At 59.9% G+C, this 16,555-nt stretch carries 15 protein-coding genes; 13 read left to right on the top strand and 2 right to left on the bottom strand.

Annotated features, from left to right (window positions below; all coding sequences use genetic code 11):
* Nucleotides 1-37 precede the first annotated feature (37 nt).
* Entirely contained in the window at nt 38-454 is a 417-nt protein-coding gene (locus Enr8_RS00470) for a hypothetical protein (protein ID WP_146428665.1), read from the top strand.
* Nucleotides 455-463: 9 nt separating this feature from the next.
* On the opposite strand, the gene Enr8_RS00465 is transcribed toward Enr8_RS00470, so the two are convergent.
* Nucleotides 464-1,465 (bottom strand): sialidase family protein, encoded by a 1,002-nt coding sequence (locus tag Enr8_RS00465; protein ID WP_246119898.1) that lies wholly within the window; start codon nt 1,463-1,465, stop codon nt 464-466.
* A 378-nt stretch (nt 1,466-1,843) separates the two neighbouring features.
* On the opposite strand from Enr8_RS00465, the gene Enr8_RS00460 reads away from it, so the two are divergent.
* The 11 genes from Enr8_RS00460 (at nt 1,844) to Enr8_RS00410 (ending at nt 14,676) form a co-directional block, all read left to right on the top strand.
* Nucleotides 1,844-2,518 (top strand): ABC transporter ATP-binding protein, encoded by a 675-nt coding sequence (locus Enr8_RS00460; protein ID WP_146428663.1) that lies wholly within the window; start codon nt 1,844-1,846, stop codon nt 2,516-2,518.
* Nucleotides 2,515-3,957: an ABC transporter permease gene (locus Enr8_RS00455; protein WP_146428662.1), complete on the top strand. Its 1,443-nt coding sequence runs from the start codon at nt 2,515-2,517 to the stop codon at nt 3,955-3,957. Before Enr8_RS00460 ends, Enr8_RS00455 begins: the two co-directional genes overlap by 4 nt.
* Before the next feature lie 28 nt (nt 3,958-3,985).
* Complete coding sequence (locus tag Enr8_RS00450) at nt 3,986-5,509, top strand: hypothetical protein (protein ID WP_186767348.1); 1,524 nt, start codon at nt 3,986-3,988, stop codon at nt 5,507-5,509.
* Nucleotides 5,510-5,596: 87 nt separating this feature from the next.
* The gene (locus Enr8_RS00445; RefSeq protein WP_146428661.1) at nt 5,597-6,277 is read left to right on the top strand and encodes a DUF4190 domain-containing protein; all 681 of its coding nucleotides are present in this window, start codon (nt 5,597-5,599) and stop codon (nt 6,275-6,277) included.
* Between the two features lie 26 nt (nt 6,278-6,303).
* On the top strand, nt 6,304-7,002 hold the full coding sequence (locus tag Enr8_RS00440) for a DUF3299 domain-containing protein (protein WP_146428660.1): 699 nt from the start codon (nt 6,304-6,306) through the stop codon (nt 7,000-7,002).
* 67 nt (nt 7,003-7,069) lie between these two features.
* The gene (locus Enr8_RS00435; RefSeq protein ID WP_146428659.1) at nt 7,070-8,356 is read left to right on the top strand and encodes an MFS transporter; all 1,287 of its coding nucleotides are present in this window, start codon (nt 7,070-7,072) and stop codon (nt 8,354-8,356) included.
* A gap of 58 nt (nt 8,357-8,414) precedes the next feature.
* Complete coding sequence (gene eboE / locus Enr8_RS00430) at nt 8,415-9,572, top strand: metabolite traffic protein EboE (protein WP_146428658.1); 1,158 nt, start codon at nt 8,415-8,417, stop codon at nt 9,570-9,572.
* 289 nt (nt 9,573-9,861) lie between these two features.
* A complete protein-coding gene (locus Enr8_RS00425; protein WP_146428657.1) occupies nt 9,862-10,572 on the top strand; it encodes a carboxylesterase family protein in 711 nt (236 codons plus the stop codon).
* Nucleotides 10,573-10,644: 72 nt separating this feature from the next.
* Nucleotides 10,645-11,418: a DUF4013 domain-containing protein gene (locus tag Enr8_RS00420; RefSeq protein ID WP_146428656.1), complete on the top strand. Its 774-nt coding sequence runs from the start codon at nt 10,645-10,647 to the stop codon at nt 11,416-11,418.
* A gap of 84 nt (nt 11,419-11,502) precedes the next feature.
* Nucleotides 11,503-12,537, top strand: coding sequence for a flotillin-like protein FloA (gene floA / locus Enr8_RS00415; protein ID WP_146428655.1), 1,035 nt, complete (start codon nt 11,503-11,505; stop codon nt 12,535-12,537).
* A gap of 180 nt (nt 12,538-12,717) precedes the next feature.
* On the top strand, nt 12,718-14,676 hold the full coding sequence (locus tag Enr8_RS00410; RefSeq protein WP_222434777.1) for an alpha/beta hydrolase family protein: 1,959 nt from the start codon (nt 12,718-12,720) through the stop codon (nt 14,674-14,676).
* 6 nt (nt 14,677-14,682) lie between these two features.
* Here Enr8_RS00410 and Enr8_RS00405 read toward each other — a convergent pair whose 3' ends face one another.
* The gene (locus Enr8_RS00405) at nt 14,683-15,825 is read right to left on the bottom strand and encodes a M20/M25/M40 family metallo-hydrolase (protein ID WP_246119897.1); all 1,143 of its coding nucleotides are present in this window, start codon (nt 15,823-15,825) and stop codon (nt 14,683-14,685) included.
* A gap of 163 nt (nt 15,826-15,988) precedes the next feature.
* Here Enr8_RS00405 and Enr8_RS00400 point away from each other — a divergent pair, with 163 nt between their 5' ends.
* Nucleotides 15,989-16,450, top strand: a complete 462-nt coding sequence (locus Enr8_RS00400; protein ID WP_146428652.1) for a TIR domain-containing protein — start codon at nt 15,989-15,991, stop codon at nt 16,448-16,450.
* Nucleotides 16,451-16,555 lie beyond the last annotated feature (105 nt).

The following is a 16,555-nucleotide window of genomic DNA, read 5'->3' as shown; positions in this document are numbered from 1 at the left end:
TTTCTTATCGATGTTTCTCTGAGGAGCGACCAGACCGATGCGAACGCTTACTTTATGCTGCGCTTGCGCAGCCCTGGCGATTGGGATCGGCGGCCTTTCGGGCTGCGGCGGCGATAACAACTATGGCATGGTCGAAGGGATGGTCACCCTCGACGGGCAGCCGCTAGAAAACGGCGCCATTTCGTTTGTGCCGGTCGATGGCGAAACGGCCACCGCCGGCGAACGAATCGAAAACGGCGTCTATCAGGCCCGCGTACCGATCGGGGCGAAGCGGATTGAGATCAACGCGTCGCGGGTTGTTGGTCAGCGGGCCGCCTATGCGGGCGAAGCGGATAGCCCGCAGAAGGACATGACCCGCTCGCTAATCCCGCCCCGCTACAACACCAAGTCGGGACTGACCTTGGAAGTTGCAGCCGGCGAGAACAAACAGGACTTCGATCTGAAGTCGAAGTAGGCCAGGCCGTTACTCGGGCCAGACGCCGTCCTGAATCGGCTTGGTCTGCAGCTTGGCCGGATCGACGGTGACGTGGCGAACCTTTTTCCGCTGCCACGTGTACGTGATGTGAACCAACCCATCCGGCGTTTGAATCACCGCCGGATACGAAAACTCGCCGGGGCTCTTCTCCAGCAGCAGCGCCGCTTCCCACGCTTTGCCATCTTTGCTGACGGCGACATTCAACATGTTGCGGCTTTTGGGAAACGAACCGCTGCGATGCGTGTGGTTGTAGACGAGCAGCGCTCGGCCGTCGGCCAGCATCACTGCGTCAGTGCCCGAGTTGGGATTGGGCAGACCGCTCGACTTCAGCGGAGTCCAGGTGATTCCCTGGTCGTCGCTCCAAGTGCTCCAGACGTTGCCGTCGCCATTGCGATCGCGAGCCAAGATCTGCCAGCGGCCATCGGCATGGATCAGCACGCTTGGCTGAATCGCGCCAACCTTGTGACCTTCGTTCAGCGGGCCAACGCGAGTCCAACTACGGCCCCCGTCCGACGTCATCTCCAAGTGCAGCCGCCAACCGTCGTTCTCGCTGCTAGAAGGACAAACCAGCTTTCCATCATGCAGGATCGCCTTATTCTTGACGGGACCGTCGATTCCTTCGGGTAGCCGCCGCGGTTGGCTCCAGGTGACGCCCCCATCGCTGGAATTCATCACCATGCCCCACCACGCGCTGGGGGACGGTCCGCATTTGTAAAAGAGAGTCAGGTCGCCATCTTCGACCTGGTGCAAAACTGGGTTCCAACAGGGATGACGATGCTCTTTGCCATCGGGCGTGACGTACTGCACGCCATTGGCGACTTCGACCGGCGTGATCCATTTGCCGTCGACCTGCCGGTTGAAGAAGATCCCGACATCTTTGGCGCCTTCGCGGGTGCCGCCGAACCACGCGGCGACCAGGCCATTCTTCGTCAGGGCGATGGTCGACGCATGGCAACTGTCGTGCGGGGCGCCATCAGTAAGGTATTCCACCGAAACGACTCCTGGCTGTCCGGTTAACCTGACAGGCGAATCCGCATCGTCCGCTTGGGCGATGGCGGTCATGGAAGCGAAGAGAAGCAAGAGCGGGAATCCGTAGCGGTGCATGATTGGGGTCGTCTTGGCTGTGGTGTGGGAGGTTTTGAGGAGGAAAGTGCGAGTTTACCCTTTCCGCAGGACCACTGCGAACCTTTTTGCTAGCGACCCCGTAGTTAAGTTTCTACAATTGATTTGCAAAAAGAGACCCGGCGGCCCTGGACGATCCTGGCCGGCTGAACTTCAATAGAGGGTTTCCCAGAACCGGTCAAAACCGACCTTATTGGGCGGATTGCCGTTCTTTTCCTTGGTTCTAACGTTAGACAGACAAGCGATATGTTGCTGCTGGAAAACGTCAAAAAATCATACACGGAGCCCAACGGGGCGCTCCTGCCAATTCTCGATATCCCCCGATTTGAGCTATCCGAGGCCGAGCAGATGATTCTGGTCGGGCGGAGCGGTTGCGGCAAAACGACGCTGCTGCACGTTATCTCTGGGATCAGCCACGCCGACAGCGGCACGGTGCAGATCGACGGTCTCGATCTCCGCCGGCTGTCGGAACAAGGGCGCGATCGGCTGCGAGCCGAGAAGATCGGCTACGTCTTTCAGACGTTCAATCTGCTGCCGGCGTTTACGGCGATAGAGAACGTCCTATTGGGGATGTCATTCTCTGGCAAAGGCGCCGATCGCAGCCGGGCGACGCAGTTGCTCGAGCGAGTTGGCCTGTCGCATCGCATCACACACAAACCAAAGACGATGTCGGTTGGCGAACAACAACGCGTCGCCGTCGCTCGGGCGCTTGCCAATCGACCCAAGTTGCTGCTGGCCGACGAGCCGACCGCCAACGTCGATCCTTCGAATCAACAGTCAATCATCGACTTGATTCGCGAAACCTGTAACGAAGAGAAGATCGCCTTGATGATGGTGACGCACTCGATGGAAGTGGCGGGTCAGTTCGACCGGGTCGAACGTCTCGACGAAATCAACCAACTAAGCAAGGTGACGACATGACGCGGTGGGCGATTGCATGGCGCAGCGTCACCCAACGGGCGCTCGCTTCCAGTTTGACGGCGTTGTCGATGGCGATGGGAGTCGCCCTGGTAACCGGGGTGTTGCTGACCTACGGCATGGTTTCCCGTTCTTTCATGGGGAACTCGAACCTTGGCTACGGCCTGATCGCCGGCGCAAAAGGGGGCAAGCTGCAGCTGGTTCTCAATACGACCTACTACTTGAGCGAACCGGTTGAGAACATCCCTTACGATTTCTACCAGCAGTTTCTGACCGCCGACCAACAGCGGAAAGAACTAGAACTGATGTCGAAAGACGTGCTGGGCGAGGTGAAGGACGGCAAGTACGCCCAACACACCGACTTCGCAATTCCGGTTTGTCTGGGGGACTATTACAAACGGTTCCGCGTGGTCGGGACGTTGCCCAAGTTCTTTGAGCTGTTTCGTGATCCGTATGATGACGAAGAGCCGCGCTACCATTTTGCCCAGGGGCGGAACTTCAAAACCTGGGACGAAGAGCATGGCTACTACGAAGCGGTCGTCGGTTCGATCGTCGCCCGTGAGACCGGCCTGAAGCTGGGAGATAAGATCGCCGCTTCGCACGGTTCGGACGAAGGGCACGCCCACGACGAATCGCCGTTTATCGTGGTCGGCATCCTGGCGCCCTCCGGCACGCCGAACGATCGGGGGGTCTTCATCAATATGGAAGGCTTCTACTTGATGGAGGGGCACGCCAAGCCGGTCGACGACGAGGCGCCCGATTCTTCGCCGGAGACGAAAAAAGAGGCCAAGCTCCGCCGCGATCCGCTGCCGATCGACCAGCGAGAAGTGACTGCCGTGCTGATTCGGACCAATGATCCGTTTTCGCCGATTTTTATCCGCAACGCCGTCAACGAGGGAAGTGTCGCCCAAGTGGTGCTGCCGGTTCTGGAAATCACCAATCTCTTCGAGATGATCGTTTCGCCGATTCAGACCTTGCTGCTGGTGATTACCGTTTTGATCTGTATTGTTTCCGGAATCTCAATCCTGGTAAGCATTTACAACTCGATGAACGACCGCAAGCATGAGATCGCGGTGATGCGGGCTTTGGGCGCCAGCCGAGGGACGGTGATGAGCGTCGTACTGCTCGAATCGGTCATTTTGTCGGTTGGCGGCGGCCTGATCGGCTGGACCATCGGACATGGGATGATGGCGGCCGCGAGCCCGATGATTGAAGCGAAAACTGGCGTTTCTATCGGGTTTTTTGACATGGCCCCCCTGCCGATGTCGGTTGAAGCGAGGATCGGACCCGCAATAATTAACTCGTTGCCCACCTTCCTGCGGGGGCTGCTCAGCCTGGAACTGCTGATCATTCCCGGGTTGATATTTTTGGCGGTGCTGGTTGGTTTCCTACCGGCGTATACTGCTTATAAGACCGACGTGGCCGAATCGCTCGGCGACTAACTCCTTCCCCCCTGCCTGCGAGTAGTCGATGCGCTCTGTTTTCATCTGGATGTTGATTTTGACGGTGTTGGCGACCGCTCCGCTGTCGACGGCGACCGCCTGTCCGTTTTGTGCCGCGGTTTCGCAAACCTTCTCGGAAGAGATCGAGTCGATGGACGTGGCGCTGATCGCCACGCTCGAAAAGACGCCGACCGCCGCGCCCGACCCGGCCATTGGCGGCGTCAAAGCGAACTTCGTCATCACCCAGGTCCTGAAAGGGAAAGAGCATCTGGGCGACGCCAAGTCGGTCGAGACGCTCTATTACGGCGAAGGCCGCGCCGGACGTAAGTTTCTGATTCTCGGTTCGGACCCGACCAACTTGATGTGGTCGACGCCGACGCTGCTCGAAGAATCGAGCGTCGACTACATCCATGGCTCGCTCAAGCAGCCCAAAGACGACTACCACCGTCTAATCTACTTCCAAGAGTACCTGGAAGGAAAGGACGACATGGCGGCCCGCGACGCTTATGACGAATTCGCCAAAGCGCCGTACGACTGGTTGCACTCGATGAAGGGGGACATGAATCATGACCAACTGATCGAGTGGCTCAAGAACGACGACCTGCAAGCCAACCATCGCCGGCTCTACTTCACCATGCTGGGCGTTTGCGGCAGCAAAGACGACCTGCCGTTCCTCGAATCGCTGCTGCGAAGCGACGACCGCAAGAAGAAGGCGGGGCTCGACGCGTTGATCGGCTGCTACCTGACGCTGGCCGGCAAAGATGGCATGCCGCTGGTCGAAGAACTGTTCCTGGAAGACAAAGAAGCGGAATACGCCGACACCTACGCCGCGATCATGGCGATTCGCTTTCACGGTACTGAGACCGACATCATCCCGCGCGAGCGACTGCTCGAAGGGTTGCACTTGATGCTCGATCGTCCGTCGCTGGCCGACCTGGTGATCGTCGACCTGGCTCGTTGGGAAGACTGGACGGTGGTCGACAAGCTGACCAAGCTGTTCAAAGAAGCGGATGACGATTCGAGCTGGGTTCGCGTGCCGGTGATCCGCTACCTGATGGCCTGTCCGAAACCGGAAGCGAAGGAAGCGCTGGTCGAACTCGAAAAAATCGATCCCGATGCGATGAAGCGGGCCCAGACGTTCTTCCCCTTCCGCAACTCCGGCGTCACGCCATCGCGTGAAGTGGAAGAGTTGGCGATGTCCAACTCGAAAGTGGGCGTCCGACTTGTTTCGGCCACCACCACCGAAGAGTTGACCGCCGAGAAGCCGTCGCTGATCGAAGCGGCGGAAGAGGAAGCGGCCAATGACGAGCCGGTTGTCGCAACCGACGAAGACCAAGAGGCGACCGCCGCGCCAGCCGCCGCCAGCGGCAGCGAACGTTTCGCCACCCGCGGCGATCGACTGCTGGCCGACGCGATTCAAAACCCGCAAGCGGTCGACGCTCCGTCGGCCAGCCGCCTGACCCTGTTCGCCATGCCGCTGATTGTCGGCTTGTTGTTGGCGCTGGGAATGTGGCTGATTTTGCGAAGTCCCTATCAGGCGCCTAGCGCCTAGTTCCGTGTAGAGGCGAATCGTCAGCGAGGGCGATTTCGCGTACTAGGCATGACGGCCTGAATTGGCTCCAACCCCGTTTATTGACTCATGACTGCGACTTTGGATTCACCTCCCGCCCAAACGCCTGAAGGCGAACCCGACTACGATCGCTACCGATCGCTCAGCGGAATTGCGGTCGGCGCATTGATCGTCGGCATCCTTAGCCTGTTGTCGATTTTCGCCATCTCGCTGTTGCCCTTGGCGGTGATCGGCGTCGGTTTCGGCCTGTTCGCCACGCGGATGGTCGATCGCAACCGAGACCTGCTGACGGGCCGCAACCTGGCGATCGCCGGCACGATCATCAGCGCGATCGCCTTAGTCATCAGCCCCAGCCGCTATTACTACGAAGAGTACATCAACATCCCGGAAGGGTACGAAGTGATGGCCTTCGGTTCGCTGCAGCCTGATCTCGGCAGTACGGCGCGAGTGCCGGACAAAGCTTGGCAGTACGACGGTAAGCGCGTGCTGGTCTCTGGATACGTTTACCCGCACGATCAAAAGGAAGGCTTGAACCGCTTCGTACTGGTGCCTGACTTCGACACCTGTTGCTTCGGCGGCCAGCCAAAGCTGACCGACATGATCGAAGTTCGCCTGCAAGAACCGCTACGGGTCGATTGGTCGTTCAACCGCCGCAAGATTGGCGGCACGCTGACGATCAACAAGAGCCTGCATCAAATCAAAGACCTGACCGGCGTCTACTACGAAATTGACGCCGACTACGTCAAATAAAGCGTCCCTCCTGACAAAGCTCGCCTATGTGGACCCGTGGTTCGATCGCTGCGATTCTTCTGTTCTGCGGCGCCTGTGCGCCGACAACTCCGGAAGGGACTCCCTTTTCGGCGAACATGACGGGACTCGATGGCCCTCCGCCGTCGGCGGCCCAACCGGTTGAGCCAGCGCAGAAACCGGCCGAAGATCCTAATCCGGAAGATACCGCCAACGTTGATCCACAGCCGACCGAGCCCGCGGACGCTAAGCCGGCCACGCCAGAAACCCCCGCCGGCGCCCCGCCGGGGGTCTCGACGACGTCGCCGATTAAGCCTTCTAAGGCGCTGGCGCCTGACAAGACCTTGCCCCGCAAGCCAGGCGTACAAGATCTAACGTTTGACGACATCGCCTTCGAGATGGAAAAGGGAGAGCCTTTCGCCCGGTCGATGTTGCCGCAAGAGATCGAAGAGCTGGCCAATCAGAAGATTCGCATTCGCGGCTACATCCTGCCAAGTTTCGAGTCGCGCGGCATCAAGCAGTTCGTGCTGGTACGCGACAATATGGAATGCTGCTTTGGTCCCACTGCCGCTCTCTATGACTGCATCCTGGTCGAGATGAAAGGGAGTGGGGTCGACTTCACCGTTCGTCCTGTGACGGTCGAAGGGATCTTTGAAATCAAAGAATATCTGGGCCCTGACGGCAAGCATTTGGCCATCTATCGGATGGAAGGGGAATCGGCGAAGTGACGCAGGTTGGCTGAGCGGTTATATTTTCGCAGTCTCGCACTGGGAACCGCTTCGGTAAGATTTTCGCATGCTGACCGCTGACTCGATCACTTCGGCCGACCGCCGCCGCGCTATCGCCGCCGCCAGCGCCAACGCCACAATCTGGGCGTTTGGCAATGGCGTCATCAGCACGTCGCTGGTCACCTATTTGGCGTTTGACCTGGGCGCCACCAACGCTCAGGTCGCCTGGATCATCGCCGCTCCGCAACTGGCAGGCGTCTTGCGGTGGTTCAGTCCGCGGATCTTGGCCAACTTTCGCGGCCACAAACTCCCTTGCCTTGCGTTCTACTGGGCGTCGGTCGTATTGCTGTTGTTGTTGCCGGCGACCGCCTGGCCTGGCGTCTTGCCGAGCAAGGCGCTCAGCTGCACGGCGCTGATCGTCTGTTGGTGTCTCTATCACCTGTGCGAGTACCTGGGGACGATCATCCTGTGGAGTTGGTTCTCGGTCCTGATACCGCGGCCGTTCTATGGACGGTTCACCGGGCGGCGCGAGTTGTGGCTCAACATCGGGCGGCTGGTTGGGTTTGTCGTCGCCTCGGGGTTTGACGTCTGGTATCGCCAGCAGTACGAAGGGGCGTCGGTGTTGCCGCTGCGCGTTGCATTGGCGACCGGCGGCGCGCTGTTGCTGGGAGCGTCGACCTTGCCGTTGATGCGAATGGTGAACGCCGAGGTCAGGGTTGGCGCGTCACGATTGCTTGCCGCCGGCGAAGCGCTGCTGAAGAGTCGGCCGCTGCGGCGGCTGTTGATCTACGGGGTTTGTTTTTCGGCCGCCAACGGCGTGTCGAATTCGCTCGGTTGGAGTTACGTCAACAAGGCGCTCGGTTTGTCGCTGGCGCTAGTGCTCGCCAGTCAGGCGATCATGCGGCTGGGGCAGCCGCTGCTCTCGAGCTGGTGCGGACAGATCGTCGATCGATTTGGCTGCCAACGCCTGATGATCGTTTGTCAGTTGATCGTCGCTTGCGCTCCGCTGCTGTATTTGGGAGGCGCCTGGGGATACGTCGCTAGCTATGTGGCGCTGATCGCCTACGTCGGCACGAACGTCTCGCTGGCGACGCTGATGATGCGGATCGCCGGCCCGAAACAGGCTTCGGCGAACTTTAGCGTCTACTTTGGCCTCACCGGCGTTGTCTACGCCGTCTCGGTCTTGATTGATGGTCAGCTGACCAATCAATGGTTGCCGCAAGAGTTGCGAAGCGCGCCGGAGGCGTACTTCCCCTATTTTGTCGTCGCCTGGCTGCTGCGCTCGGCGGCCGCTATCCCACTATTGTTCTTACGCGAACCGCCAATCGAACCAGACTCTCGCAGCAATCGCTGATCCTTGCTACGATCAAGCGGTTTGAAGCTTGCCCCCCACTGCCCCAGCGGAGAACCGGATGTCGCTGCCTGATTGGATTGGATATTGCACCAATGTGCATGCCGGCGCGAATCTTGCCGAAACGGAAGCGAATCTGCAAGAGCACGCTGTCCGAGTTCGGCAGATGATCTCGCCGCGCCAACCGATGGGCGTCGGGCTTTGGCTTTCGGCCATGACCGCCAAAGAGCTGCGCGACGGCGAACGCCTGACCCGCTTTCGCAGCTTCTTGAACGAAAACCAGCTGATTCCCTACACGCTGAACGGATTTCCGTACGGCAACTTTCATCAAGCGGTCGTCAAGCACGCCGTCTACGAACCAACCTGGATCGACCCGCTGCGGCTGCAATACACGCTCGATTTGGCGTACGTCCTTGATCAACTGCTCCCGCCCGGCGAAGAAGGAAGCATCTCGACCCTACCAATTGCGTGGGGCAATCCGCCGCTCAGCGAAGAGGCCTGGTCCGCGGCCGTCGCCAACCTGGTGAAGCTGGCCAACGAACTTGCGCGTATCGAGCAGTCGACCGGCCGCTTGATCTATGTCTGTATCGAGCCGGAGCCTGGCTGCGCGATCGACACGACCGCCGACATGATCGCCTTCTTTCAAAATCGCCTGTTCCCCGCTGGCGATCCGGCGCAGCTGGCTCGTTACATTCGCGTTTGCCACGACGTATGCCACGCGGCGGTCATGTGCGAAGACCAATCGTCGGTCTTGTCGCAGTACGCAGCGGCCGGAATCGGCGTCGGCAAGGTGCAGATTTCGTCAGCGATCGAAGTCGACTTCAAGTCGCTGAGCGAGGACGAACGTGAGGCGGCGATCCAGCGCCTGATGCAATTCGCTGAAGACCGCTACCTGCACCAGACGATGGTCGAGACCGCCGCCGGCGAGCGGACGCTGGTCGAGGATCTGCCGGAGGTGCTGAACGCCTTGGAGGGAACCCCCGACGGGATCTGGCGGATTCACTTTCACATGCCGATTTACATCGACGCCTTTGGGCCGCTGCGGACCACCCAAGGGGCGATTCTCGATTTGCTGCGTCAGCGTGAGCTGCTGGCTCCGATCAAGCATTTTGAGGTCGAGACGTACGCCTGGACGGTGCTGCCGCCGGAACTGCGGCAAGAAGAGCTGGCCGCCGGTATCGCGACCGAAATTGACTGGCTCAAACAGCAGCTTCGTTAGAACGGTTTTCTTCCATCTGTATCGTTGTGGCTGGTTGCGGCCGCGCTGGTCGGCGTTGACCTGCATCGACGAATCTTGAGGATTCGCCTGCTTCGGTCGCCTTCACCAGCTTGCCTCACTAACGCCAGAAACGCTACAGCTATCAGAAAAACGCTCTAGCTTGCGCTGATTGCATTTGGATGCATCCCCTATTAGGCTGTAAGCGATTTCTATCGTTTTTTGGGGGCGATTTTCCGTACTAAAGTTAATTGCTTCGTTAGGTTTTTTGCTGCTAGGGAGTTTCACGCTGATGGCCGCCGACCCCGTTTCCCCCACTCAGCCGACTCCCGGCAAGCAAGTCGCCCAGCAGTTGGAAGTGAAGCTGGAGGGCCAAGACCCCGAAAAACTGGGCTACTGGATCTATCTTCCGACCGACTACGCGGCGGACGGCCAGCCGAAGCCGCTGATGCTCTTTTTGCATGGCGCCGGGGAACGTGGCGACGACCTGGCGAAGGTCAAAAAGCATGGCCCGCCCAAGTTGGTCGCGAAGCAAGATTTGCCGTTCATCATCGTTTCGCCCCAATGCTCGCCGAACGTCTGGTGGAACGAAGCTGAAAAACAGGAAGCGCTAACGCAGCTGCTGACCGAGATCGAAGCGAACTACAACGTCGATCCGACGCGGATCTACTGCACTGGGCTGAGCATGGGCGGCTTTGGCGCCTGGTCGCTGGTCGCCAAGCACCCGCACAAATTTGCCGCGGCCTTGCCCATTTGCGGCGGAGGTGATCCGGAACTAGCCAAGGCGCTGACGTCGACTCCGCTGTGGGTCTTCCACGGCGAAAAAGACCATGTCGTACCGCTGAAACGGAGCGAAGAAATGGTCGAGGCGGTCAATGCGGCCGGCGGAGACGTCAAGCTGACGATTTACCCCGGGGTCGACCACGATAGCTGGACGCAGACCTACGAGAATCCGGAAGTCTTTACCTGGTTGTTGTCGCATCAGTTGAAAAAGGACGACTAAGCGGCGACAATGCCGCGTAAGTTGGCGGACCGCCTGCACCATTAATCGCCTATTTTGACGACGGAGCCCAGAATGTCCGACGATTCGTCGAATCCTTATGTGTCGCCCAGTACCGAAGCGTTTCGCGAGCACGATGACGCAGGCGACATGCCGCTCGAAACGCGCGAATCGATCGACTACTTCGGTTCCATCACCGAGTTTTTTGACCATCCCGAGTGGGTCAACGGTCTATTGATGGCGTCGCTGACGGTCTTGATTCCGTTCATCGGCGCATTCGCCGTGTTAGGCTACGAGTATGACTGCGTCGCGCAGCGGCTCGCAGGCCGCGGCCAGCGCCCCTATTCGCTGTTCACATTTGATCGGTTTGGCGAATACCTGATGCGGGCCCTGTGGGTAATGCTGTATGGGCTGTGCGCCTCGCTCTTGATTATCCCTGTGATGCTGGTTTGCTTCTTAATTTTCAGCGTTCTGGCGAGCTCCAAGAACGAGGTCTTGGCGGTCATTGGGATCGTAATCGCGGGGGCGATCTACCTTGGCACGATCTTGTTCATGAACATCGCGATGCTGCCGGGAATGTTTCGCGTGGCGATGACCAACGACATCGGGCAGGGATTTGACTTCGCATTCATCCGCGACTTCATCAGCAAAATGTGGTTTGAGCAGATCTTGGTGTTGCTGTTCGTGGCGTTCAGCTCCGGGATCATGATCAATCTTGGCTATTTGCTCTGCTGCATCGGCGCGCTGCCGGCGGTGGTGATCTCCTGGTTTTCGATGTCGCATCTCCTGATGCAGATGTACCAAGTCTACCTGTCTCGGGGTGGGATGAAGATTCAGATCGTCCCGTAAAACTGCTGGCTGGGGGCGGTTCGATCCGGTATCATGCGCCCTAGTGGATCGCCGTTAGAACTATTCGCTTGAGGTCGAGATTTTATGCCGAACGTCGTGCCCTGGATGCTGTTGGCCCAACAAGAAGGCGGCGGGTACCTTATGTATGTCGTCGTTGGGGGGATGTTGGCCTTCCTCGGCTTCGTCTTCCTGGTCATTATGCTGGCGTATGGGCCGCTCTGGTTTCAGGCCTACATGTCGCAGGCCGGGGTCTCGCTGTTTGAGCTGGTCGGGATGAGCTTCCGCCAGGTGAATAGCCGCGTGATCGTCAAAGCGAAGATCATGGCCTCGCAGTCCGGTTTAAGCATCGACCGCCGTGACGGCATCAGCACCAAGCGGCTTGAAGCGCACTATCTGGCCGGCGGCAATGTGATGGCGGTGATTCATGCGATCATCGCCGCCCATCGCGCCCAAATCGCCCTCGACTTTGACCGCGCCGCCGCGATCGATCTGGCCGGCCGCGACGTGGTCGAAGCGGTGCGGACCAGCGTCTCGCCCAAGGTGATCGACTGTCCCGATCCGCGCCGCAGCGGCAAGGCGACCCTCAGCGCCATCGCCAAGAACGGCATCGAACTTCGCGTTCGCGCGAAGGTGACGGTCCGCACGTCGCTGGAGCAATTGATCGGCGGCGCCACTGAAGAGACCGTCATCGCCCGTGTCGGCGAGTGCATCATCTCGGCGATCGGTTCCAGCGACACACATACCCGGGTGCTCGAGAATCCGGACCTGATCACCCGTGCGGTGCTCGATCGCAATTTGGACGCACAAACCGCCTATGCGATCATTTCCATCGACATCGCCGATATCGACGTCGGCGAGAACATTGGCGCTCGACTGCAAAACGATCAGGCCGAAGCCGATACCCGCGTCGCTCGCGCGAAGGCCGAACAGCGCCGCGCCGAAGCGGTCGCCACCGAGCAAGAGAACAAGGCGAAGGTTGTCCTGAACCGGGCCAAGCTGGTTCTGGCCGAAGCGGAGGTTCCCAAGTCGATGGCCCAGGCCTTCCGCAACGGCACCCTGCGATCCCAAGAGAACGGAGCTTCGTCCGATTCTCCGCCACCGCCGTCGACGACCGTTTAAGGTTCGCGACGCGAAGAGAATCTCGGGCCAGCTGAGAGTTGACGCGGGGGGGAAAGCGACCAGGATAGTAGTTCACACCCGTTTCCCGCCTTCCTCCCTTCGCCTCGCTGGAATTGTTCAATGCGTCGTCATCGACTCGCTTTCTCCCTTGCGCTCTCCGCGCTTCTTTCCCTCTCCCTCGTGACCTGGGCGGTTGCCGAACCGGGGGATGCGGCGGTGCGAAAGTACTTTGCCGCCGAGACCGCGGCGCTGACCAATCAGCCGATCGTAACCGCAACTTCGATCGATCAGTGGAAAGCTAAACGAGGCGAATACCAAGAGCAGCTAAAGGAGATGCTCGGTCTGCAGCCATGGCCGGAAAAGACCGACCTGCAGACGACAGTCACCGGGACGCTGGAAAAAGATGGCGTCACGGTCGAGAAGATCCACTTCCAATCGCGACCCGGCCTGTACGTCACCGGCAATCTCTATCGCCCGACCAAGGCGGAAGGACGCTTGCCGGCGATCCTGTACGTTTGCGGACATGGCAAAGTGGTCGAAGATGGCGTTAGCCTTGGCAACAAGACCCACTATCAACATCATGGCGCGTGGTTTGCCCGACATGGTTTCGTTTGCCTGACGATCGACACGCTACAACTGGGCGAGATCCAGGGGCTGCACCACGGGACGCACCACCTGGGCATGTGGTGGTGGGTCAATCGGGGTTACTCGCCGATCGGCGTCGAAACGTGGAACTGCGTTCGTGCGCTTGATCTGCTGCAAGCTCGCGATGACGTCGATCCCGAGCGGATCGGGGTCACTGGACGGAGCGGCGGCGGCGCGTACAGCTGGTACATCGCAGCGCTCGACGATCGCATCAAGGCGGCGGTTCCGGTTGCCGGCATCACCGACCTGCAAAACCACATCGTCGACGACTGCATCAACGGTCACTGCGACTGCATGTTCTGGACGAACACGCCGCGGTACGACTTCAGCTTCCTCCCGGCGATGGTCGCTCCTCGGCCGCTGATGATCGCCAACACCGACAGCGATCCGATCTTTCCGCTCGATGGCGTGACTCGCACCTTCTTCGCGGCCCGCGAGATCTATAGTTTGTACGATGCCAAAGCGAACCTCGGTCTGGCGATCGTCGATGGCGGCCATGCCGATACGCAGCCGCTGCGGGTTCCGGCGTTTCACTGGCTCTGCCGTCACCTGAAGGGAGAGTCGCCGCTGATTGACGATCCCGCGACGCCGATGTTCACGAAGAAGGAACTGAAGGTCTTCGGTGAACTGCCGGCCGACCAGATCAATACCGAGATCCAAGAGACGTTCGTGCCGGTCGCGCCGGGAGCGGAAGTTCCCGCTTCGGAGATCGCCTGGAAGTCGCAAGCGGCGGAGCTGAAAGAGACGCTGCTGGCCAAGTCGTTCGCCGGCTGGCCTAATCGAAAATCGAAGCCGCAGCTGACGCAGGTCGTCGCCGACAAGATCGGCGACGCCACGATCACTACCTTCGATCTGCAAACGCAGCCCGGCGTCGTCCTGCCCGTGATCCTGATCGACAACGGCGGGCAAAACGCCACGCTGCAACTGGCCGACCAGACCGACTGGACCGCGCTGGAAACGTTGACCACGGCAGCCGCCGATGGAAAGTCGCCCAACAGCGACGCGGCGCAGACGCTGCTGAAGTCGCCTGGTAAGACGTACTTCCTGGTGCAGCGCGGCGTCGGCTCGACCCAGTGGGATCAAGACAAGAAAAAAGAAACCCACATTCGTCGCCGCTTCTTGCAGCTAGGACAAACGGTCCACGGCATGCGGGTCTGGGACACGCGCCGTGCGATTCAGGCGATTGAGTCGCAATCGCCAGGTACGCCGCTAACGATCGCCGCCGATGGAGTCGACGCCGGCGTCGCCATCTACGCGACGATCTTTGAGCCCAGCGTCGCCAAGGTGACGGCCACGCACCTACCGGCCGATCATCGCAACGGGCCAATCTTGCTGAACGTTCGCCGGTTCATGAACATGCCGGAAGCGGTCGCCCTGGCGGCCCAAAACGCCCAGATCGAAGTCGACGCCGACGGCGCCGCAGCGGTGGCCTACGCCCAGACGGTTGGCAAGCAGCTGAAGTGGCCGGCCAAGCAGGTCACGGTGAATAAGTAAGCCGCGCTACACGGCGGCGACCGCAATGTTCAGGCCGATATCGCAGGCCTGATGGAACCACTCGATGTTGAGTTGTTCGGTCGACATGTGCGGGTTTCGCTGACCGCAGCCAAACGACACCGTCGGAATCCCATGGCGGAAGAGCCAATTGGCGTCGAGTCCGCCGTTGGCGACCGCCAGTTCCGACTCGTAGCCCAGGGCCGCGATCGTTTGCTGCGCGACTTCGACCGACGGGTCGTCGTCGGCTAGGCGAAACGGTTCGTAGTCGAGACGCCCGGTGATCTCGACCGAGCCCGTTTCTCCGTCGATGTTCTTCACTTCTTTGACCGCGTCGTGAAACGCGGTTTCGATCTGGGCGACCATTTCGTTGAGGAACGTCAGGTCATGGCTGCGGGCTTCGGCCTTGATCTTCACCAGGTCGCAGACGACGTTGGTCGCTGCGCCGCCGGTTACGACGCCGACATTGGCCGAACCGCTCTTCTTGCGCTTCGTGACTTTGCCAAGCCAACCCCCTTTTTGCAACTTGGCGATCGCCAGCGCCGCGATCGCGATGGCGCTGACGCCGCGCTCCGGCGCGACGCCGGCATGACTGGCGATTCCATGCGCGTCGATAAAGAAGCGATAGCCGCCAATCGCGCCGACCGTTAACTTGGTGGGCGATCCGCCATCCCAGTTGAACGCCAGCGCCGGCTTTTTTAGTAGCGACGTCTGCAAGTTTCGGGCACCATGCAGACCGATCTCTTCTTCAATCGTAAACAGCAGCGTCAGCGGCGGGTGCGGCAGATTTTTGCGCAAGATTTCGCAGGCCGCGTTGAGCACCACGGCGCAGCCGGCGCGGTTGTCAGCGCCAAGTCCCAGGTCTTTCTCCTTCGACTCCAGCACTTCTCCCTTTTTGACCGGCGTACAGCCGACGCACAGCGGCACGGTATCCATGTGCGCCATCAGCAATCGCCGCGGAGCGTCGATCGTGCCGGGGATGGTGACCACCAAGTTGCCCACTTCGGCGTCGTCGATTGGACCCAGCTTGTTCGCTTTGTCGAGGCGGAACCAGCTTTCCTCGGCGCCAGCGGCCAGCAGTTCGGCCTTGATGAACTTGGCCACCTGTTTCTCACGCCCGCTGCCGCCGGGGATGGCCAGCAGTTGTTTCACCAATTTTAAAGATTTAGGGCGATTTGCGGCGACAGAGGCCATGGGCGCGGTTCCGATGCAAAGGTGCGGCGGTCGACAACGATCGGCCTGATATTGTACTTTAAGAAGGAGCGGACCGGGGGCGGCCTGGTCGATTGTCGATGGCTCAAACGCTGGATACGCGATGCGATTTTTTCTCGCCGGGATCATGCAAGGTTCGCACGTTGGTAGCCTGGTGCATCGCCAAGACTATCGATCGCAGCTGAAAGAGATCTTGCTGCGTCACTTTCCAGGCGCTGACATCTACGATCCCTGGGCCGACCACAGCGGGTCGCTCGACTACACCGAAGAGCAAGGTCGCGGCGTCTTTTTGCGGCACAACGCGATGTGCGGCGAAGTCGACGTCGTGGTCGCCTACATCCCTGAGGCTTCGATGGGGACCGCCATCGAAATCTGGGAGGCGTACCGGGCCGGCAAAGTGGTGCTGATGATCAGCCCGCTGAAGCACAATTGGGCGGTTAAATTCCTTAGCGACGAGATCTACGCCACGATGGAAGACTTTCTGCGTGAGCTGGAGCTGGGGCACGTCGCCCAGAGAATCGCCGAGGCCCAGCAGGCGAAACAGGCGATTGCCAAAGCGGAATAACTCGATTTCACCCCCCCACGCGAACCTTTCGGGCCGCGCTGGGATCTGTTGATCGTCGCCGTAAGGCGTTACACTGAAGAGTTTTCCATCTTTCCGCAGCTCGGC

It is taken from the genome of Blastopirellula retiformator (assembly GCF_007859755.1).
Lineage (GTDB): Bacteria > Planctomycetota > Planctomycetia > Pirellulales > Pirellulaceae > Blastopirellula > Blastopirellula retiformator.
This window is presented reverse-complemented; position numbering and strand designations above follow the sequence as displayed.